Origin of the sequence: Spongiibacter sp. IMCC21906 (assembly GCF_001010805.1) — a bacterium.
In the GTDB taxonomy this organism is placed as follows: domain Bacteria; phylum Pseudomonadota; class Gammaproteobacteria; order Pseudomonadales; family Spongiibacteraceae; genus Spongiibacter.
In genome coordinates this window covers 2,156,568-2,178,302 of record NZ_CP011477.1, presented here as the reverse complement: position 1 = coordinate 2,178,302, position 21,735 = coordinate 2,156,568, and the positions used below count along the sequence as shown (strand labels likewise).

The 21,735-nt window shown below is 46.5% G+C and carries 14 protein-coding genes; 5 read left to right on the top strand and 9 right to left on the bottom strand.

Annotated features, from left to right (window positions below):
* Positions 1-23: 23 nt before the first annotated feature.
* Positions 24-470, top strand: coding sequence for a hypothetical protein (locus IMCC21906_RS09985; RefSeq protein ID WP_231580252.1), 447 nt, complete (start codon positions 24-26; stop codon positions 468-470).
* A gap of 711 nt (positions 471-1,181) precedes the next feature.
* On the opposite strand, the gene IMCC21906_RS09975 is transcribed toward IMCC21906_RS09985, so the two are convergent.
* On the bottom strand, positions 1,182-4,244 hold the full coding sequence (locus IMCC21906_RS09975) for a Tn3 family transposase (protein WP_082117439.1): 3,063 nt from the start codon (positions 4,242-4,244) through the stop codon (positions 1,182-1,184).
* 208 nt (positions 4,245-4,452) lie between these two features.
* Between IMCC21906_RS09975 and IMCC21906_RS09970 the strand changes: the two genes are divergently transcribed.
* Entirely contained in the window at positions 4,453-5,283 is an 831-nt protein-coding gene (locus IMCC21906_RS09970) for a SprT-like domain-containing protein (protein ID WP_047012042.1), read from the top strand.
* 780 nt (positions 5,284-6,063) lie between these two features.
* On the opposite strand, the gene IMCC21906_RS09960 is transcribed toward IMCC21906_RS09970, so the two are convergent.
* Positions 6,064-7,305 carry a site-specific integrase gene (locus tag IMCC21906_RS09960; protein ID WP_047012041.1) on the bottom strand — a complete coding sequence of 414 codons (1,242 nt, stop codon included), beginning with the start codon at positions 7,303-7,305 and terminating at the stop codon, positions 6,064-6,066.
* Positions 7,306-7,525: 220 nt separating this feature from the next.
* Here IMCC21906_RS09960 and IMCC21906_RS09955 point away from each other — a divergent pair, with 220 nt between their 5' ends.
* Positions 7,526-8,197 carry a site-specific integrase gene (locus tag IMCC21906_RS09955; RefSeq protein WP_082117438.1) on the top strand — a complete coding sequence of 224 codons (672 nt, stop codon included), beginning with the start codon at positions 7,526-7,528 and terminating at the stop codon, positions 8,195-8,197.
* 328 nt (positions 8,198-8,525) lie between these two features.
* Here IMCC21906_RS09955 and drt3b read toward each other — a convergent pair whose 3' ends face one another.
* The 3 genes from drt3b to IMCC21906_RS09940 all read right to left on the bottom strand — a co-directional run bounded on the left by drt3b (position 8,526) and on the right by IMCC21906_RS09940 (position 12,729).
* On the bottom strand, positions 8,526-10,598 hold the full coding sequence (drt3b, locus tag IMCC21906_RS09950; RefSeq protein WP_047012039.1) for an antiviral reverse transcriptase Drt3b: 2,073 nt from the start codon (positions 10,596-10,598) through the stop codon (positions 8,526-8,528).
* Positions 10,591-11,937: an antiviral reverse transcriptase Drt3a gene (gene drt3a / locus IMCC21906_RS09945; protein ID WP_047012038.1), complete on the bottom strand. Its 1,347-nt coding sequence runs from the start codon at positions 11,935-11,937 to the stop codon at positions 10,591-10,593. Before drt3a ends, drt3b begins: the two co-directional genes overlap by 8 nt.
* A gap of 234 nt (positions 11,938-12,171) precedes the next feature.
* Complete coding sequence (locus IMCC21906_RS09940; RefSeq protein ID WP_231580251.1) at positions 12,172-12,729, bottom strand: site-specific integrase; 558 nt, start codon at positions 12,727-12,729, stop codon at positions 12,172-12,174.
* A 984-nt stretch (positions 12,730-13,713) separates the two neighbouring features.
* On the opposite strand from IMCC21906_RS09940, the gene IMCC21906_RS09935 reads away from it, so the two are divergent.
* Complete coding sequence (locus IMCC21906_RS09935; protein ID WP_231580250.1) at positions 13,714-14,712, top strand: site-specific integrase; 999 nt, start codon at positions 13,714-13,716, stop codon at positions 14,710-14,712.
* Between the two features lie 130 nt (positions 14,713-14,842).
* Here the strand turns inward: IMCC21906_RS09935 and IMCC21906_RS09930 are convergent, their stop codons facing one another.
* Positions 14,843-15,214 carry a nuclear transport factor 2 family protein gene (locus IMCC21906_RS09930; protein ID WP_052763482.1) on the bottom strand — a complete coding sequence of 124 codons (372 nt, stop codon included), beginning with the start codon at positions 15,212-15,214 and terminating at the stop codon, positions 14,843-14,845.
* 179 nt (positions 15,215-15,393) lie between these two features.
* Between IMCC21906_RS09930 and IMCC21906_RS09925 the strand changes: the two genes are divergently transcribed.
* Positions 15,394-17,532, top strand: a complete 2,139-nt coding sequence (locus tag IMCC21906_RS09925; protein ID WP_047012036.1) for a carboxy terminal-processing peptidase — start codon at positions 15,394-15,396, stop codon at positions 17,530-17,532.
* 92 nt (positions 17,533-17,624) lie between these two features.
* On the opposite strand, the gene gorA is transcribed toward IMCC21906_RS09925, so the two are convergent.
* Genes gorA through serS form a run of 3 tightly spaced genes read right to left on the bottom strand, consistent with a single transcriptional unit; the run spans position 17,625 to position 21,722 of the window.
* The gene (gene gorA / locus IMCC21906_RS09920) at positions 17,625-18,977 is read right to left on the bottom strand and encodes a glutathione-disulfide reductase (RefSeq protein ID WP_047012035.1); all 1,353 of its coding nucleotides are present in this window, start codon (positions 18,975-18,977) and stop codon (positions 17,625-17,627) included.
* Between the two features lie 37 nt (positions 18,978-19,014).
* On the bottom strand, positions 19,015-20,418 hold the full coding sequence (gene cysG, locus IMCC21906_RS09915; protein WP_047012034.1) for a siroheme synthase CysG: 1,404 nt from the start codon (positions 20,416-20,418) through the stop codon (positions 19,015-19,017).
* A 2-nt stretch (positions 20,419-20,420) separates the two neighbouring features.
* Positions 20,421-21,722, bottom strand: a complete 1,302-nt coding sequence (serS, locus tag IMCC21906_RS09910; protein WP_047012033.1) for a serine--tRNA ligase — start codon at positions 21,720-21,722, stop codon at positions 20,421-20,423.
* Between the last annotated feature and the right edge of the window lie 13 nt (positions 21,723-21,735).

Below are 21,735 nucleotides of genomic sequence, written 5' to 3'. Positions count from 1 at the left end.
TAATTTAAAATGGATGTTAGTCGATGGGATTTCATCAAGAAGATAGGCTTAATAGAATGAAATGTAACATTGTCGTTTCTGCGTTCGTGCTTGTAATGCTGCAAGCTTGCGCTGGCACCAAAAACAGTTATGAGTCCTTAATCGAAGATAAAGGGGGCAGTTCTGCTGTTTACTTAACTGTAGGCGAAACCAAAGAGATATTGTCCATAAGTAATGGTTTTCCTGGCTGGTGGGGATTTTATCCAGCCATAGTCTCGCACTCGCCTGAAATCGCGAATGTGACGTGCAATCAAGAACGCAGCTTAACTCCATTTCGGTCACCAGGAGTCATACTGGGTGGTGAAGTGTGTTATTTAACCGCCAATAGTGTCGGAGAAACATGGTTAGAATATGGGAATGTACACACCATCAATATGAATGGTGCGGATTCGCAGGGTAAGAAAATAAAGCTAGTTGTGAGCGAGCCGTAATGGCTGCCTGAGTCTATTCGCTTAGAAATTTCACGCTAGAAAGCCAAATTTTAAACGGTATGTATAAACATGAAAATTATAAGACATATTTTTCTAATGACGTTAATAAGCTGGGGGGCAGGTGTTCAGGCCGCTATGTCGCCTTCTGCAGTAAATGTTCGGGACTTAGAGGCAATGGTTCAATTTATACATACGCATCCGCTTGTAGCGCAGAAATTGAAGAGCATCGATTTAATCTCCCTTACCATCTTTTTTGGTAATGATTGCGAAGCTCGGTTTGAAAGAAAGAGATCAAACTTTTTTACCCTAGGACGACCGGGGCCGCAGCCCGGAATAAAATTTAAAAGCAGTAACTGCTCCTTGAGTGAATCTAATGAGGATTTAACGCTATCCAGCACAAAGCCACTGTAAAGCCGTAACTTTGATTTTGAGTGGAGCAGAGGGATGAACAGCACATCCAAATTGTCTAAGTTATTCTAGGTCTTCTTTTATGTCGTATACTGTTTAGTATTCGACATAGGATTTCAGAGAGGTTATTATAGCAGTCTCAGGTATTACTTAATTGTGAGGCCACGAATCATGGCTATACCCAAGCCAACTCCATTGTATCCAACACACATAGAGCTTAGGGTGTTTGACTGTTTTCAGGGAGGTTGACCGGTAACCTCCCGTTAACTCATTGTTTTGATAGAATTAATATGCCAGCAAAGTTCATGCTACTTTCAAAGCTCTCATTTGAGTAATCGTTGATTTAAACGATTTACTCGGCAATCTGTCAAAGTCGTATACTCCGTGCATATTGACGTGTGCCCATGCTATGACTGAGCCATTAGAAATTGAATTAATTACCTCTTGGCGCTGACTATCGTCTAGCTGACAACAATAGTCAGACAGGAACAGGTAATTCCAGATAATAATGGCGTTCTTTAGTAGAGTCTTACACAACATCGCTTTCTGTATATCACTTTCAGTACCCACCCTTAGCTTTCCTTGACGTGCAAAAAAAACCGCTTCAGAAAGTTTCTGGCCATGCTCGACCCGGTTTAATTGTTTTTGAACATTACGGCGTATTTCTGGGTGCTCTAAATAACTTAGAATGTACGATGACTTCAGTAATTGCCCAAAGCCCTGAAGGGCTTTATAAACGTCTGATTTTGGTGATTGAGCTGACATCATCCGGAATATATGAGCTGCAGAGCAATAACCAAGTTTGATTGATGCCATGAGATGTAGAGCTTTATCCCATTGGCTTAAGATGCTTTTTCTATTAATGGTGCTCCCTGGCTTCAATACCCGTCCTTTCATGGCCTGTTTAGTTTTATCGTCATAGGTACACAAGGCTTGTTTATGGATTTTGGCAAATCGGGGTGCAAATGACACATTTATAAAATGCATTCCTGCAAACACTGCTTCGGTAAAGCCGTGCTGGTCTGTCGAATGCCAGTGTATCATTTCGCCCTCTGGATAAAGCGCCCGCGTTGATTCAACCATACCGTCGAGCATTGATGCGGCTTCACGATCAGATGAAGTATGGACATTGATGTTAAAGAACGCTTGGAATTCATCTGTATAAGAGTTCGCAGTGATACCTTGCTCTTTGCCATAATATTTATAAGAGAAATTTGCTAGAAGTGAATTAACAGCAACTGTAATTTTTTTGCCGTCGCTACTAGTATGTAATTCACCTTCATTGTTGTGAAACACCTTTGGCAGAGACAGTGACTGAATAAACGACACCATAGCTTCATTGGCTTTCGAGAGCGAAGAGGGGGATAACCACTGTTTCTCAGTGTCACGCAGTTGCTTTTCAGATATATTCCGAGCGGCTCTGGCCATATTGTGGTGTCCAAGGTTAGTGCCCAAACTCATGATAGTGGCATAAACTTGTTTTAGTTTGATGCTAGACAATTCTTTTCCCGATTTATCAGTTTGCAATACCTTAGAAAACTCCGCGTATTTATCTATCTCGGCCAACAGCTCATAAAGTGTCACCGCTTTATGGTTACTCAGCAGTGATGGTATGAATTTCGAATTATCGTAATCGGCGTCTAATTTCTTCAGCATCCAACCGGATGGCCTCTTTTGAAATCCCTCGATCTCATTCCGATCAATCATGTCGTTCACGCGGTAGTACTGTTGATTCAGGTGACGGCCGATTTTCTCTAAGACCTGTGGTCCGTCGACAAACGACTCAAGATTTGCTCGGCGAATCAATGTGTCCCGATCTGCCAGCCATTCCTGCAGTGGGATTAAGTAGCTTTGGTCCTCTCTGTATTTATACGAATATTTTAAAATTAATTTCTTGTCTCGAATCCCTATAATAACCGCGCAAAATAGAAGTATTTTCCAGCGTGAAATGGCGGGTAAATTAGACTCCTCCATGACGAGTTCTTTTTCTGATTCATTCAAAAACTCGGTGGGAGCTTTTTCATTGAACTCGCTGTCTTTAGAACGAAAATATTCGATAGCCTCAATGAGATCAGGGTTAGAACTCTCACTATCAAAGGTTAATGCTCGAAGTGCAGGAGAAAGCTTGCGTATTAGGCTTGTATGTTGATCAAACAGATAATGGTAATACCCTTTACGTTTTTGCAAATTGATCAAGTCATTTTCGAAGGTGTCGAACACGCGGCTGATGTCGTCCTCATCACCTTCTCCAAAGAAAGCTTCGATCAAATGAATCACTTGCTCATTTCGTTGCGACAGTGGCTTTTTTCCGTCTTTTGAAATGGTGTAAATTTCCCGAATCACGGCGCGCGATTGCTTGGCTGTATCTACAACTTGCCGATTCGTTTCTAAATGTTCCTCCTCACGTTGCGCTTTAACAGCCTGATCTTGCTTCTTTGCCATATTGACGGCACTTCGAATCACCTTCTTGAATGCGATGAAGGTGGCGTCTTGCCGTTGATAGAATTGGTCTTGGATAAAGCAGGCTAGATTAAGACTTAAATTTGCTTCGTTCTTTTGGCGACGTAATTGAGCAATATCATTCTTACTGATTTGGTCTGAAAAATGACGAATGCCTTCTGGCATTAGATCAACAGACGTCAAGCTCGATTCAGCAGCAAAAAACATATCGCGACAGTATGAGAGTATGTTTGCATTCCTACTCATTGCTTGCAGGGAGTCATCCTGATCGATTGTTTTCAGATCACTTAGCGAGAATGTCGTTTTGTTTGAATGAACTTGGTTTAAAAGCAATGTCCGAACGGAGCTAGTGCTGTGCTGATGCCATTTATCCAGCACGGATGACTCATATTCCCGCATACTCTCGGTAACAATCTTTGTTAACGTTGCATACGAAGGAATACTTACTCGCTTAGCCCAGCAGTGATCCAACAACGAAAATAAGATTCTTTCGGTCTCATACCGCCGTGCAACAAGTAACCGAGCTACCCCCATCAGTTCAATTGCGAAAGACGGTTTATAAGCATGCCAACCATGTGCCTGCAGAATGTGTTGTTTGTCTTCATTTTGTAGCGTCGTAGAGTACTCACTAGGCTCAAAAGAGTAGCTAGAGCCCAAGTTCAACCGTTTTCCAGCGGAATTTATATCTCGTTTATGTGCGGTTGATAAATCGAAGAACCTGCCTTTTGCCTGAAAATAAGCTTTATGTAGTAAGTAGCCAACTTTACGGTGAGATTTCTTATTACGTAGATATTTGCGGGTAACCTCATCAAGATTAATGTAAACCATGCGCTCATCGACAGTTAGTCTTGGGATACTATCGAATATTCTTCGACGATGTCGGCTTAATATGATTAAATCTGACAAGATTGTTTCCTTTCCCTAGTTATTAAATTTTATATTACCGCTTTTTTATATAACCAAACCTCAAAAATGTTTTGTACAAAACAAATTAATTCGTTTTTGGTTATAAAAACAAGATCCGTTATAACTAAAAATGGGTTTTACAAGCTTTTTCCTTTCTTCAGCTAATTGAAAGATGTAATGTGTGTCATTTCTATTAAATGCACAGTCAATGAATCCAACAACAGACCTTTATCAAGCCTTAGGAAAAGCTTACGGACATTTCAATAGCGAATTGTTCGATAGGGCTCTACCCGAAGTGATTTTCACGTTTCAACGTAAAAGCGGAATAATGGGGTACTTTTCACCTGAGCGGTGGGGAAATGCAACCGGTGATACACGTAATGAAATCGCTATTAACCCCTCGTTTTTGGCCAGCTCTCGCCTCATTGAAATCTGTCAAACGCTAGTCCATGAAATGGCTCATTGCTGGCAACATCAATATGGAAAACCCAGTCGAAAGGGCTATCACAACCTTGAGTGGGCAAAGAAAATGATAAGCATTGGTCTAATGCCATCGTCAACGGGTGAGCCTGGGGGCGAAATTCTAGGACAGTCGATGGGTGACTACATTATTGAAGATGGGCAATTCATTAAAGCCTTTGAAACGTTGACTGGGAGTATAAAGTTCGACTTCCCTTGGTTTGATAGAAAGGCTTTACCGAGGTTATATAACCCCGTTATAGCTGCCTTTCCCCGCAAAGATGAACATCAACCTGTGGCAGGTGAATTGAAACCTGAAAGTACGCTTCCCTCAGATCTACCCCAAGGGTTGATCGATAATGGCGAGGTTCGAACTTTGGCCAACTACTATGAAGGCTGTCAAGACCGAGAGACTCTCGCAGGAATGGCGCCAGATGCGTTTGTCATCCGCGAAGCGCCAAAGAAGCCGACTCGAATAAAATATATTTGCGAGGGTTGTGGCACCAAGGTTTATGGAAAGACGAAGTTGAACATTAGTTGTGACGATTGTAGCCGTTCTTTCTACGCTGTAGATCAATAAAGTATTGCCAGGTAGCTCTTGCGTTGTCCAATAGCCATGTACCAGCTAGACAGTATCAGTGGTAGACATGCTTGCAGGCCCCAAATCCCCAGATATATCTTTAAGTGAGCGGCCGCGTTCGATCTCTAAACTTCTAAACTTGCACCGGTATGCCGTAACCAATGTGAAGTTGCTTCTTTGAAATTACTTGCATTATCTTCACCGTAGCGTGTTTTCATTTGCTCGTAAGCTTGATCAAATAATTCCTGCACTAAATTTGATAACTGCCGTGCCGCGTCATCCCGCCACGACCTCGAAGTTTTTCAATAATAGGGGGGGGCACCAGGTACAGGTAGCTTATTTAAGCCTCGGTAGAGCCGGTAGTGCGTTAAGTAGCTTAGAAAGCTCGGTGGAACCGTAATATCTAGGACTTTTCTGCCCTTACCATAGATCTTCAGCCACCAATTTATTGTCATTATCCTTCCAAAAATGACTCATAGTGGGTGACCATTCAGCGCGATCTGAATACTCAAAAATGTGTAGAAAAAGCGTTCTTTCAGCAGTAATAGTGCCAATTCAGTGTTACCTATGTACAGGCCGCCTTGAATAAGAAATTTCTCAACATTCGATAAACATATCCACGTTAATGGCGGTCGCCAGCAGAAATCTGCATATTCCAAAATATCGGCTTTTCGGTATTGGGCACTGGCTTATCCTTGGTGAGAAATGCCCAGAGCAAAATTTCTCTATTTCAGAGTAAAATCGCGTGAATGTGTGTTCTGACTTATTGCGACCAGTGTATTAATTAACTTTGCGGTTTTTACCGCTTTCTGCCCGCAACCGGTTCTCAGTATGCACATACACTGTGTCTGTAGTAGCCATACTGGCATGACCGAGATCTTCAGATAGGTCTTTTAGAGCGCGACCACGCTCGATTTCCATACTGGCCCCGGTGTGCCTTAACCAGTGAGATGACGCTTCCTTCAATTTTCGTGCATTGTCTTCGCCTTTTTCGTCGCGCATTCTCTCGTAGGCCTTATCAAACACCTCTTGCACGATCCGAGTGAGCTGCCGGGACCTCATACCACCTTGCCCACGTATTTTTTCCACGATGGGATAGCTTTCACCAGGCCCTGGCAGTGGACTTAAACCGCGAAAGGCCCTGTATCGCTTCAGGAAAGGGATAAAGCTGTTAGGAACGGTGATATCCCGCAATTTTCGGCCCTTGCCATATATTTTAAGCCACCAATTTCCGTCAGAGTCCTGCCAGAAATGACGCATTTCCGGCGACCAGTTAGGCCGTTCAGAAAGCTCCGATATACGCAAAAACAGGGTTTTTAGGGCACATATCACAAATAGACTGCGTTCAAAGATATGGTCTTCTTCAGCCAGCTCATGTGTCACATCAACCACATATTGCCATTGCGATTCGGTCAAACGACGGACTTCCTTAACTTGGGCATCTTTGATGAAATGTCGGCAGTCGCCTTTAGCGATTTGGGCGGGATTGCCGTACAGATATTCCTCATTCATCAGGTATTTATAAAATGCGATTATTCCTGTGAAGGTAGCTGCTAAGGTTTCCTGAGAGGGTTTGTACTTCTTTTTATCTGGGGTTCTGTTACTTTCCACGTTCTTTGGCACTTTGAGTTTAAATGGCGCCCATTCCGGGTTCTGTGTATGGCAACCGTTGATATAGAGAAATTTTTCGCGGTTCGCGAAGCAAATCCACGACACTGGTGGCTGCCAACAAAAATCGGCGTAGTCCAAGATGTCAGACTTACGAAGTTGCTCCATGGGCTTTTCCTTAAATAGAAAAATCCACAGCAGGAAACGCTCGGTTTCATTCCGAAACCGTGTGTATGTATGTTCTGACTTATTGCGACCAGTGTACAAGAGAAATTCCTGGCCCCAGCGCCAGTGAACGTGCCACCAAGATTCTCCCGAATCGAGGAAGTCGCTTATCTCAGGGTAACAGCGAGCTTGGAAGTCTTTCAGTTCTGGATATGTCGGGTACAGCGCGACAGGACGCGAAATGGCCATGTGCTAGGATCTCACAGAGAATATCGATGTTCAGATACTATAGTCGCCCCAATCTCTTATGTCCAATACGTAACGGTATCGGATATAAAGAACTCGTAAATACTAATGAACCTAAAACCATTTAACTTAGAAGCATCGGTCGATTCACCCCAATACAGTCAATCACCCTGTCTTCGACGTGATCCAGCATCACCGGCATCCTGAAAAGAATACGGCCATCATGCAGATCAGTTTCAAACTCGGACTGCGGGCCCAGGAAATCGCCCTGCTTCAGATCAAGGAGGTTGCGAAGCTCAGCCCGTCAGGCACCGACTTCAAGTTGCTCGAAGTCATGAGTCTGCCAGCAGCCTACACCAAAGGTGCAGATGCCATGGGCCGCTCCCAAAGCCAGTATCGGCGCAGAACGGTCAGTTTCGATGTAGCGAGTTTTGACCAGGTGGTTCGCCAGGTTGAAGCGCTAGCCAAAGCTGGTGCTGAGCTAAATCCTGAAGATTTCTACCCACCTGTTAGGAAGCATCGTGGCAAATCACGTGATCTCCCCATGGTAGATGCGGCGCTTCGTGCCGCTCTCACGGACTATTTGCGCCTCCGGATTGAAAAAGCTGGGACATTGAAGCCCTCCTCCCCTCTTTTTATCACTCAGAAAGGCGGAGCCTATTCACCGAATACTTTGCAGGAACATATGGCTGTAATCCTCCGAAACTGGACCGGCGTCGAAAAAGCGAGTTCTCATAGCGGTCGACGATCGCTGATAACGAACGTCATTCATAAGCAGAAAAAATCAGTAAAGGTTGCGCAAAAAATCGCGGGACATGTTAATCCTTCTACGACATTGATCTACGAGGAGCCTCCGGAAGAAATTATTGAGGATGCGTTGAATAACCTTAATTAGTCTTCTTTCGGCCAGGAGCGAAAGGTTTCGGCAAAGCCTTCCAATGTCCGCTTTAACTTTAAGTGTTTGAATCTACCATACTTTGGATCCCCTTTTGTCCCGGGGGGGGGGGTAGAAGACAGCCAAATAGACAAAGGGGGAATTGCAAGCTTCTTCGAAATGGAACGCACTCTCTAGACGTACGTTTACGTTAGACCACTACAAAAAAGAGTGAAAAGACGGCCCGCTCCTACCGTCTGGTTACCCAACCCCCAATTGATATAGAGGAAGAGAAGGCGCTTGTGTGTGGGCTGCCAACAGCCATTAAGGGTAAAGCGGAGCGCCAAGGTTAATATACCTCACGACTGCGCTTCGCATCTAGCTCTTTCCAGAGATCAAATTTATCGCCCCACGCAGTAAACCACTGATCGTTGGAAGACTGAACAGACGAGAGGCCAGCTGCATCCAGACCAAAAACCTCCCCTATGCTGTCCTTTGTGGCGGAGCTGATGTAAGGACAAACCACAAGATCGAGAAACAAGATCAGTGTTTCGGCGTCATTGGGACAGTGGGACTTCATATATTCGAGTTTTTCGATGATGTGTGCTTCCACGAAGGCCTTTAATTTCGTATAGCGAACCTTGTCTTTTATATAGGACAGAAGAATCGTAATCGAAAAGTGGCTCATGAAGCCCGCAAGGCGAATATAATCACCTGTGTCCTTGTCCTCCTCAATCAAAAAATGACGAAGAAGGACGGAAACAGGTAGCCAATATTCCCGGCCGATCTGCAATAGGGAAATTAGTAGATAAAGGCCCTCAACCTCGCGATGAACGCTCATTGTATTCTTTTCGAGTTGCTGCATCACGTTATCGTGGACGTACTTAAATAGCAGGTGTTTCAGCTCGTACGGCAGGCCCTGCACATGCAAGAAATTCACGGAGGTCGCAATCATCCGGCAGAGGCGGATTGTATGATTGACCTTCGGGCTTGCCGAGTACGCGAAAAACACAAACTCCATAATCCCGAGCAGGGCCTTGGAGAGGCGCTTACGGTCGCGATCTGATTTGTCACTCTCAATATAGGCTTTGAAGAGCTTCTCGATCTTATTCTCGGCTATGGCGAAAGTGTAATTGAGTAGTTCACCATAGGTGACTCCTGTCTCCTTAATGGCGGATTTGTATCGGATGATCAGACGGTTCGCGTTTATGGCACAGACTAGGTTCTGCTTTGGTGGCTTTGAGGGATCGTCCAACGACTTCTCCTCACACATCGGGTCGACCTCGTTGTTCAGAAGTGTCGAGATGCGCTCTTTTGCCATAGTAATTTCGGTGATGATCGGTTTTTGATAAGACTTGATCTTCGCAGTGTTGAGACTTAGCTTTTTGGACTTAAGAACCTCCTGAAGCGTCTCGAATATCTTTAACTGCGTGGACTCCTCATTGTAAAAAACGAAGAAGTCATCAACATACCTGAAAATTTCATAATCGACCTTGTGAGTCAGATTTACTTCGTCCAATTGCTGGATCAATTCAACGTCAATCGACTGCAAAATGATCTCAGCGAAAATCCGAGAGAACTCCGGACCTATTACGATCCCATTGGTCTCGTTATGATTGAGGTTCTGCATAAGGCTATCGAACCGCCCCCCAAAGGTGACCTTCGATTCCCGTAGACTAAACTTTGTCTGATCTTTACCCAGTACGGCCCAGGGCAATGAGTGAGTATAGATGCGATCAAAGCATTTGCTCACATCGAGCTGTACCATCGCGTTGTATTTCTTTTCGCTGCGGTGGTATTGGTACGATTCAAAAAAGCGATGGATGTTCCGGTATTTTTGGTACACAAAGTAGGAGCCAAGCTGTTCGTACTCCCTATCATCCTCCTCCACCCCTGCAACTGTGTCTTTGCGCTCTTCATGGAGCTTGTCCTTGAAGTAAGCGTAGCGCGAGACTGAAACCGGACGGCGAATCGAAATCTCGCTGACAGAAGTGTGGTATATGATCAAAGCGCTGTGCTTTGCGTAGAAGCTAGCCACGGCAACTTGATTGCGCGGATGAACGACGCTCAGCGTGCGCCCGTCAAGATTGTGCGCAACGCGGAAATTAAACGGAATGGTCGTCATCTGGCATTTTTTTAAAGGCACGGAGCGACGTGTTCTTTCCTTCACGCCCCATTCGATAAGCTTCTCAGTAGTGATCGGTACTTCGGGGGCGATTCCAAATAGCAACCTCATTGTTCGATCAAGATCGTCACTTTCGCAAATCCAGCGTAAATTTCCTTGTTCTATCTCGATATTGTTGTTTCTCAGGAAGCGATAATAGCCCCTATTGGAAAAGGTCGGAGGTACCTCGAACGGTAGCATATCCGTGAGGATGGACCGCTGTTTCCTGTGGGTGAGAGAGGCTCGCCGCTTAGACATGTTTCCAGACCCTCACGATCACCTGCAACTCTCTCGTACTGAAATTATGATACCGGCGTTGCTCAAAGCCCGTGGTGAACTTGAGTTTTTTCAACTGCTTTTGCAGGCTGGGCCGCTTCAGTTCATTGATACGGGTCTTGAGCCGCTTATCGAGCAGTTCCAAGCTAGACAAGTTTGTCACGATCGAATTGTTGAAGTAGATTCCAGTAACCGCGCATGACTTGCTGTTAGAAAGACGGGTGTTGCCCGTCAGAAACTTTATACGGCCTATTAGCTTTCTGAATGCCTTCTTTGGGTTAACCGGCCTCTCTCGCCAATAGTCCACGAACGCGGCATCCATCCGTGCACGGTATTTAGCCACCTTGGCTGCACTGGGGCTGATTTCAAATTTCCCCGGGCTGAGGAGGAAGCGATATCCCAGATATTCAAACTTCTTCGTATCGGTGTCGTCTAACTTGAACTCCAGGGTTTTGACGGCGTTATGCGTAAGCCCACTATCGCCGAAGATCGCAATGATCATGTCCTTGAACGAGCCAAGGTCTTTGCCTATTGGTGGTCGAGCAAATACAGCTACGATATCATCGACAAACCGGCAATATAGGACCAAGCCGGGGATCGCCCGGATTTTTTTGTCTACAGCTCTTAGATACAGCTCCGCCAGATATGCGCTTATACCAACACCCCGAGGAATGCCAGTCGTGGTGCCGGAGATAACACCATATGAATCCAGCACCTGCTTGATGTATTTTTTTGAAGCGGGGCTCAACAACTGGTCACGATCCAGCTTTTCGATCAAGCGCTTGCGGTCGATACTCTCATAAAATGACGATATATCGGTGCGAACAAGTTCGAAAGGAAACTTGCTGCCGAGTATGTCGCGAAGCTGGCAGACCAAGTCGTGACGGTTAGCCTGTTTGACACCGTAAATGCGATGGATATTACGCTGGAGCTGCTTGATAACGAAGAAGGTTTCAGGCTCTGCATCTATGCAGAAAACAGGCTTCCCCTTTGGTCCGGTTTTTTGGGAAAGATCGATCTTGAAGTTCGGTTTAAGAACCTTTTGACTGATGTCATCCATGAGGTCATCGACAGCGGCAGATTTGGCCGCCTTCAACTCGGTAAGTTCAGCCTTCAGCTCAAGTAGTCTCGCCTCGAACACCTCGGCCGCCATGGTCGGTTCGGCCGCGCGGTGTTCGCGAATGTCCTTCATCTTATCGCGAACCGCGAGAGTGTGCGATTTAAGCGACGGAAAGTAACGGCTCGCCAAATCGAGCCCTTTACGATTCTCGGCATCATAGATGTGACGAAAGTTCTCTGCTGTGAACATTTGATCTAGCATTACTGGCGATTCATTCCATTTGATTCAGTTCGTGGCCAAGCTCGATACTGTACGCCCCGCTTTTTCGGTAACATAGTGAGGCAAATACATTTACGAAAATATATCAGCCTCCAATATCAAGTCTTGCTTTTTTCCTATAGAAAAGTCCGCTTTCGCGACCTTTCTGCCGTTCGCTCAATAGCAGACGTTTATCGCCCCACCCTTGGAGGTCAGCAACGGGGCGAAAGTCGTCCATCAATGAAAATCTATCCCGTCCAAAAAATGCCCTCCATCGGCGGTGAGCACATTGGTGAAGATTTCCGTGCTTTCGATCGATTTGTGCCCGAGGAGCTGGCTGACGATCTTCAGCGGCCGTCCGTGTAGCAGCAGGTGAATCGCGAAGCTGTGCCGAAAGGTATGGCAGCTAATAGGGGTCGGCGCGCCCCCTACTCTTTCCACCAAATTGTGGATATGCCGGTTCACCGTCTGGCGCGCCATGGTGAAGATCCACTCGTCCTTCCTAAAATGTCCCGCGTACAGGTAGCTTTGTATGCGATCTTGAAGCATCGGGTCAATGATGGGCACGGCCCGCTTTGGGCTACGGGCGAGTTGTACATTAGTCGGTCTCCCCGACCGCTGTTTAAGTGTGCGCAGCACCACCATAAAATCGTAGCCGTCATCGATGAAGTGACTGGGAGTGATCGCTAGGACCTCTGAGATCCGAGCGCCGGTTGTCCACATGAGGCCAAGGATCAGGCGGTAAGTTGGGTGCTTTTCGGCGTCGAGCAGGCCTAGGACTTCGGGCTTAAGCAAGTAGGCGGATCGCGTCGACGGTATCCAACACGAGTTCGCGCTTGGCCATGAGCCGCTGCCAGTCGATTTGCACATGCTGAATTGGGAACGTATCGAGTCGCGGCTCGTTCGGGTAGAAGAGTCGTTTTGGCCGGGATGCGGGAAATGCCCCGCTGCTGTCCTGAATCCGTACCATTTCACCTAAATCCCTGGTGCATATTAGTTACCTTTATACGCTCAGGTTTTGGGCGTTGCAAGCCGCAATAGTCGAGGAAAAACGCGCTGCAGTCAGGTGCACCGAAATAGGTATTAATGGTGCAAATCCGGCTCTTTTAATTAATGTGAAAACAAGTTGAATATCGCAGTCCATCTCTTAGTTGCGGCCGAGTCCTTAGTGCCCTACTTAGTCCCAACCTGGAAATAATTGAGCGTTGGCAGTGATTGCCATGAGCAGCGCTTTGGAAGAATATGTTTATTGCCACGTTACATAACTACAGTGAGCTCCTCTATGGGCCTGCTGGAGGGTGACCCTAAGGTACCGCTCTTACTACCGCTTGGAGTTATCACATGTACAAAACGAAATTATTTGTTTTTTAATTTCAGTTAGTTATCCAATCTATCAAGAGTTTCACTCTTCAATCATCAGCAACCCAAGCTTATAAAAAAGATAACCTATATTTCTACAACCAAGTTTTGTGCAACTTGCACCTCATACTTATACAAAAGTTTCATGAATTACCAATATAATCAATACCTTAACTTAGAAGCATCGGTCGATTCACCCCAATACAGTCAATCACCCAGCTTAAAGATTTTCGCTTTGATGCTTATTCAGAATTACATTCGTTTCTGACGTCCGGCGAAACGTGGTGGCTACAGCATTGGCACTGGGGTCAGGAGTTTCTGCATTACATTGGTCGCAATAAGTCGGTACATACTTTCTCGCGTTTTCGTAACGAAACCGAGCGTTTTCTATTGTGGCTTTATCTTTTTAAGCAAAAACCTATGGATCAACTTCGCAAGTCGGATATTTTGGATTATGCGGATTTCTGCTGGCAGCCACCGGTAACGTGGATTTGCTTGGCAAACCATGAAAAATTTCAGTACATCAATGGCAGCTATGTGCAAAATAAAGATTGGGCGCCATTCAAGCTGAAACTAGCCAAAAATACAGTCAAAAGCGACACGCCACCCGATAAGAAAAAATACAAACCGTCTCAGCAAACATTAACCGCCACGTTCACCGCACTTATCGCTTTTTATAAGTATTTGATGAATGAAGAATATCTGTATGGCAATCCAGCCCAGATCGCAAAAACAGATTGCCGACACTTTATTAAAGATTCTCAGGTTAAGGAAGTTCGTCGTCTGACCGAATCCCAGTGGCAGTATGTCTATAACGTGACTGTTGCCTTGACCGAAGAAGATCATCTTTTTGAGCGTAGTTTATTTATTATTTGTGCTTTAAAAACGCTGTTTTTACGCATATCTGAATTGTCTGAGCGCAGCAATTGGTCGCCGGTTATGGGGCATTTTTGGGAAGATTCAGACAGTAACTGGTGGTTAAAGATATATGGGAAAGGCCGCAAATTGCGGGATATTACCGTTCCCAACAGTTTTATTCCTTATCTCAAACGTTATCGCAGTTATCGGGGTTTAAGTCCTCTCCCCTCGCCTGGCGAAAACGCTCCTATTGTCGAAAAAATTCGTGGTCAAGGCGGCATGACAGCCCGGCAATTAACTCGCATTGTGCAAGAGGTATTTGATAGAGCTTACGAAAAAATGCGCGACGCAGAAGGCGAAGACAAAGCGCGTAAGCTCAAAGAGGCATCAACACATTGGTTGCGCCACACCGGCGCCAGCATGGAAATCGAACGCGGCCGGGCATTAAAGGACTTGTCGGAAGACTTGGGTCACTCCAGCATGGCAACAACCGACACGATTTATGTGCAAACAGAGAATCGTATTCGGGCCGAAAGTGGTAAAACGCGAAAAGTAAATTAGTGGAGGCACTGCTGTACAGGTCCAGTTGCCAAGCGATAACTGAACCGTATTTCACACGGCGTTTATCCAATTTTACCGAACCATCAATAAACCGTGAGATAAACGGGCAATAATATGCTATGAAGCGATCTTAGGGCGTACTGGTGTTTTCTGGGCCCCAATACGCGATCAGTGAGTTGATTTTTTGCTTTTCATCAAAACGAAGGACATCAATCAGTTCAATGCGCATCTCACCGTTGCCGGGGTTTAACTCAATGGTAGCCGGAAACGCAGCACTATCGCCACTAACCCGTACAGGGCCTGTTAAACGTGCTGATAAGCCTGCATCAAAGCCCGTTTTATAAAATTTGAGAATATCTGCTTTGCCTTCAATCGTTGATTGTGCAGTGGGATCGCACAACGTGGCGTTTTCTGCGTATAACTCATCTATAGCGTCCAGATTGTGGTCGCATAGCGCTTGTATAAATTGCTCAACAAGCTGAATTTTGGGGTTTTTACTCATATTCGGCTTCCTGAAGTGAGGTGTAATATAGGTCAGTGTAACGCTCTACCCTATTCTGTGAAAATGTTGCTTTATTCACACCGTTAGGGAACCGCATAATTGCCTTTGTGGTCAGTGTACTTGTTAGGGCTGCAGTGTAGTATTAGCCTGTTAAATTAAAATTATAGGATCATCACTCTGTGTTTTGTCTTCTTTTGTCTAAATTGCCTCTCCGCTTTGCGACCTTAGCACTGATTTTTGCAAGTGCCTGTGTTGCCATCAATGTACAGGCGCTCACTGCTGAGTCTTCCCACGAAAAAGCCATTTCTGAGATCATTAAGCAGCTAGAAAGCCGTCACTACGTCAAATTAGATGTAAATGATGACTTTTCTGAAAAACTACTGGATGCCTACCTGACGGACCTTGACCCCAATCGTCAGCATTTTTTGCAAAGCGATATTGATGACTTTCAAAAATACCGGGACCAGCTGGATAATCAGTTAAAAGACGGCAAATTGAGCGCTGGTTTTATCATTTTTGATCGCTATTTAGAGCGGATTACCACGCAGTTAGAAAAAACGATCGCTGAAATGCCCAAGTTAGTGAAAGGCTTCGATTTTAAAAAGGACGAAGTCATCGTACTGGAACGGTCAGAAAGCCCCTGGCCCAAATCCAGGAAAGCCGCCGATGAAATTTGGCACAAACAGGTAAAGAATCGCGTTTTAAGTTTAAAACTGGCTGATAAAGATGACGATGAAATCATTGAGCTTTTGACTAAGCGTTTTAAAAACCAGCTTAAGCGTTTAAATCAAATTGAAGCCGAAGACGTCTTCCAAAGCTATGCCAATGCGGTTGGTTCGCTTTATGACCCGCACACAGACTACTTCTCTCCTCGCGGGTCTGAAAACTTTCAAATCAATATGAGCCTTAAGCTCGAAGGCATCGGCGCTGTGCTGCAAATGGAGGACGACTATACCAAAATCGTTCGTCTGGTTGCCGCAGGCCCCGCCGATAAGCAGGGCGAATTGCACCCCTCTGATCGCATTGTAGGTGTCGCCGAGGGTGAAAAAGGTGAAATGCAGGATGTTATTGGTTGGCGTCTAGATGACGTTGTCGATCTGATCCGCGGCCCTGCGGGCTCTATTGTCAGATTGGAAGTGATTCCGGCTGTTGCCCAAAGTGAAGAAGAGCGCACTGAGATCGTTATTGAGCGCAATGAGGTCAAACTCGAAGAGCAAAGCGCCAAAGGCGAGATTATTGAGCTTACGGATGAAAATAAAGAAACCCGGAAGATCGGTGTCATTGATGTCCCCGCGTTTTACTTAGACTTTGAAGCTTTTCGCATGGGTGATCTTAACTACCGCAGCACGACTCGTGACGTCAGCGAAATTCTTGAGGATTTGCTGAATAAAGGTGCTGAAGGCATCGTCATTGATCTGCGCAATAATGGTGGCGGGTCTCTGGCTGAAGCTAACGCATTAGTAGGTTTGTTTATCGAATCAGGTCCAACGGTACAAATCCGTCACTCCAGTGCGCGGGTTATCCGTGAAGGAAAACGCCGTAGTTCGCCATATTATTCAGGGCCGTTAGGGGTGTTGATTAACCGAATGAGCGCCTCTGCTTCTGAAATTTTTGCCGGTGCAATTCAAGACTATCAGCGCGGTATCGTACTGGGCACCCAATCTTTTGGTAAGGGAACGGTACAGTCAGTAAACCCCTTGAGCCATGGTCAACTTAAGCTGACCGAATCAAAGTTCTATCGGGTTTCTGGTGACAGCACTCAAAATCGCGGCGTTATCCCAGATATTGCCTTTCCGCCTATTTATGACAAAGACGAAATTGGCGAAAGCATTTTAGATAACGCTATGACGTGGGACAGAATTGCCTCGGCCCGGCATAACTATTACTTTGACTTAAAAAGCGCGTTGCCAAAACTGCAATCTAAGCACGATAAGCGCATTGCCAAAGACCCAGAGTTTATCTTCTTGCAAGAGCAGATATCCTTGATTGAAGAGCTGCGTAATCGCAAAACCTTATCTTTGAATATGGAAACCCGTAAGACAGAACGGGAAGAGCAAAAAGCTTTACGCTTGGCAATGGAAAACCGTCGCCGCATTGCCAAGGGTGAAGAGCCCTTGGAAAAGCTTGAAGAAGACGAGGAGAAATCTGACGAGTTGGCAATGGCAGAAGATGGTGTCGAGCAAGAAGTCAACAACGACGAAACTGCCGATGAAGATAAAGAGGACAAAGACCCTGACCCCATGGCGGTAGAAGCCAGCCATATCTTGGTTGATGCCATTCCCTTTTTTAAGCCCGAGCGCTTAGCTAAAGGAAGTTAAAAAGAACTCTGTTGTTAACCAAAAAGGCCTCGATGTCGAAAACATCGAGGCCTTTTTGGTTTCCGTATTATGCGTTTCTGCCGGGATAGGGTTTAGCGGCTAGGTTCACGCATAGTGACAAATTCTTCTGCCACCGTGGGATGAATGCCAATGGTGCTGTCAAAATCCGCTTTCGTTGCACCCGCCTTAATAGCAACGGCCAAGCCCTGAATAATTTCTCCGGCCTCGTCTCCCAGCATATGGGCGCCAATCACTTTATCGCTCTGTTTGTCCACAATGAGTTTCAGCAGGGTTTTGCTGGGGTTGCCACTCAAAGTGTGTTTCAGGTGAGAGAATTTTGACGTATAAACGGCGATATCTATCCCCTGCTCTTTTGAGGCATCTTCGGATAAACCGACAGTGGCAAGATTCGGCTGGGAAAATATAGCCGTGGGAATCAGATGATAATCCAGGGGCCGGTTGTCATTATCAAACAGCCGCCGAGCCAGGCTCATGCCCTCGGCTAAGGCCACTGGCGTTAATTCTGCCCCACCGGTCGCATCGCCAAGAGCGTAGACATTGGGTTCGTCAGTTTGGAATAAACGGTCAGCGACGATATATCCGCCTTTATCAACCTTCACCTTGGTGTTGTTAAGGCCGAGTCCATCTATGGCGGGTTTACGGCCAGTTGCATAAAGCACCAGGCCGGTTTCCATGCTGCCGCCGTTCTCTAATGTTAAGCGATAACCGTCATCTGAAGGTTCGATGGCGGTGACGTTTTCGTTGAACAGTAACTCAATACCCCGTTGTGTCATTTCGTCTGCCAATTGCTGACGAAGTTCGCTATCAAACCCTCGCAAGAATAAATCTCGGCGATATATTTGGGTGATCTTCACGCCCAAGCCCTGCAGGATGCTGGCAAATTCAGTGGCAATATAGCCGCCACCGACAATGGTCATATGGCTTGGTAATGTATCCAGATAAAAAACCTCATTGGAGGTAATAGCGTGTTCCTTGCCAGGAATATCCGGCACAAACGGCCAGCCACCTACCGCGAGTAGGATTTTTTTGGCACGGTATGTTGTCTCGCCAACCTGTACCTCGCCAGGGCCTTTAATGGAGGCATGCCCGTGAATAATCTCGGCGCCGGCGTTTTCTAACAAGCGTTGATAAATGCCGTTGAGTCGTTCAATTTCTTTGGTCTTGTTGTCTCGCAGCGTTGGCCAATCGAAGTGTGGCGCCTCGCTGCGCCAACCAAAACCTTGGGCATCGTGAAAGCCTTCGCCATAGTGGGCTGCATAACTAAACAACTTTTTAGGCACGCAGCCGACATTCACGCAGGTGCCACCCAAATAACGTGACTCGGCCACTGCCACTTTGGCGCCAAAACCGGCAGCCATACGGCCAGCGCGAACACCGCCAGAACCCGCGCCAATCACAAATAAATCGTATACATTTTCAGACATGGAATTTCCTTCTGATAAGGCAGTGTGGGTGGCCAATTTAGAGGTCTGGCTCTGCCAGATCTCTGACTTCGTACCAAGCGAGGGTTTCGCGTAGTTTTACCACATCGCCCACAATAATTAGCGTAGGTGCTTGGACAGGATCATTAGCAATACGCTCCACCATGGTTGCCAATGTACCCACCACCACCTTTTGGTTAACCGTGGTGCCTTGTTGAATAAGCGCAATGGGGGTGTCGGGGCTGCGACCATGGGCAATTAATTGCTCGCAGATTACGGGCAAGCCTACCAAACCCATATAAAATACGGTGGTTTGATGGTCGTGAATCAACTCTGACCAAGGCAGGTTGATGCTGTTGTCTTTTAGGTGGCCGGTGACAAAGCGCACCGACTGGGCGTAATCGCGGTGGGTTAAAGGAATACCCGCGTAGCTGGCACAGCCTGCTGCCGCGGTAATACCCGGTACAACCTGGAACGGAATATGTTCTTGGGCCAGCTGTTCTATTTCTTCGCCGCCACGGCCAAAAATAAAGGGGTCACCGCCTTTTAAGCGTGCGACTTTTTTACCCTGCTTGGCGTAGTCGATAAGTAACTGATTGATTCCTTCTTGAGGGACCGCATGATTAGATCGCTGTTTACCGACAAAGACCCGTTCGGCGTCTTTGCGACACATTTCCACGATTTCTGGCGCGACCAATCGGTCATATAACACAATATCGGCTTTCTGCAGTAAACGCAGCGCTTTAAAGGTCATCAGATCTGGGTCACCGGGACCCGCACCGATAAGATAGACTTCACCACCAGTCTCGGGGCTTGCCTCAGCAATCTCCTTGCTCAGCATTTGCTCTGCCACCGTGTCTTTACCCGCAAAGACCATCTCAGCAATGGGACCTTGCAAGGTGCGCTCCCAAAAATGACGACGGTCTTCAATGTCGGCAAACTTGGCCTTTACCGCGTCTCGAAATTTACTGGCTAAATTACCGAGCCGGCCAAACGACGCAGGAATGCTCGACTCCAGCCGCGAGCGCATCATTCTTGCCAATACCGGACTTCTGCCACCGCTACTAATCGCGATAATCAGCGGCGAGCGGTCGACAATAGCAGGTAAAATCACACTGCATAAGTCCGGGCTATCAACCACATTGACTGGAATCAAGCGTTGATGACAAGCCTCGGAAACACGTTTATTAAGGGGCTCATCATCGGTTGCAGCAATGACTAAAAAGACATGCTCAAGCTGTGATTCATCAAACTCCCCCAACTGACTATTGCCGCCATTTTCTTTCACCAGCGCGGCCAATTCCGGAAGAATCTCTTTGGCGACTAGCTGAATAACCGCTCCGGCTCGGCTTAGCAAGCGCGCCTTGCGAAGTGCGACCTGGCCGCCACCCAATAGCAAGCAGGGCTTGCCATGAAGCTGGGTAAACAGTGGCAAAAATTCCATGCTTAGTCTCCCGCTGGGAGTCGTTCGAGGCCGCCCATATAGGGTTTTAAGGCTTCTGGCACCACCACACTGCCATCGGCTTGTTGGTAGTTTTCTAAAATAGCCACCAAGGTACGCCCTACTGCCAGCCCTGAGCCGTTAATGGTATGCAGCAATTCGGGTTTGTTGGTTTCGGGGTTGCGCCAGCGTGCCATCATTCGCCGAGCCTGAAAATCACCAAAGTTACTGCAAGAGGAAATTTCCCGGTAGGCACTTTGGCCGGGCAGCCAAACTTCAAGGTCATAGGTTTTTAAGGCGGAGAAACCTAAATCGCCGCCACAAAGAATCACCTTGCGATAAGGCAGTTCTAGTTTTTGCAGAATGGCTTCAGCATGACCGGTGAGGGTTTCTAAGGCCTGTGCAGATTGATTGGGGCGAACAAATTTAACCAGTTCGACTTTCTCAAATTGATGCTGGCGGATCATGCCCCGGGTGTCGCGGCCGTAGCTCCCGGCTTCACTGCGAAAACAGGGGGTATGGCAAACAAAGTGCAAGCCGTCACCCAAGGCTGCATCTTCAATAATGCTATCTCTTAACATATTGGTGACCGGCACCTCGGCGGTGGGAATCAGGTAAAAACCCTGTTCACCTTCCAGCTTAAAGAGGTCTTCTTCAAATTTGGGTAATTGGCCGGTACCTCTCAGTGAATCCGCATTGACGATGAAAGGAACATAGACTTCTTCATAGCCGTGCTCGTTACAGTGGGTATTCAGCATTAGCTGAATCAGCGCCCGATGCATTCGAGCGATGCCGCCACGCATAACCGCAAAGCGGCTACCGGTAATTTTTGACGCAGTGTCAAAATCCAAGCCGCCAATGTTGTTACCAACGTCGACATGATCCTTCACATCAAAGTTAAAACTGCCGGGTTCGCCCCATTTTAATACTTCAACGTTAGCGTCTTCGTCATTTCCTTCTGGAACGTCTTCAGCTGGCAGATTGGGTACGCCCAGCAACATTGATTCCAAGGCGTCATTGGCTGACTTTGCGCGCTCTTTAAGCGCCTCTAACTGGGCTTCAATTTTCGCCAGCGTGTCGTTGACCTGGGCTTTGGCCTCATCAACACTCAGGCCCTCTTTAATCAGCACGCCGACTTTTTTAGACGCTTGCTTGCGTTCGGCCAAGAGTTGCTGGCTGGCAACATCAGCAGATTTACGCGTTTCGTCCAGTGTTAAAAATTGCTCGGCATTAAACTCAAAACGCTTTTTTTTCAGTGCTTCGGCTATCGCTTGAGGATTTTGCCGAACCAGTTTGATATCCAACATCTAAAACAACTCC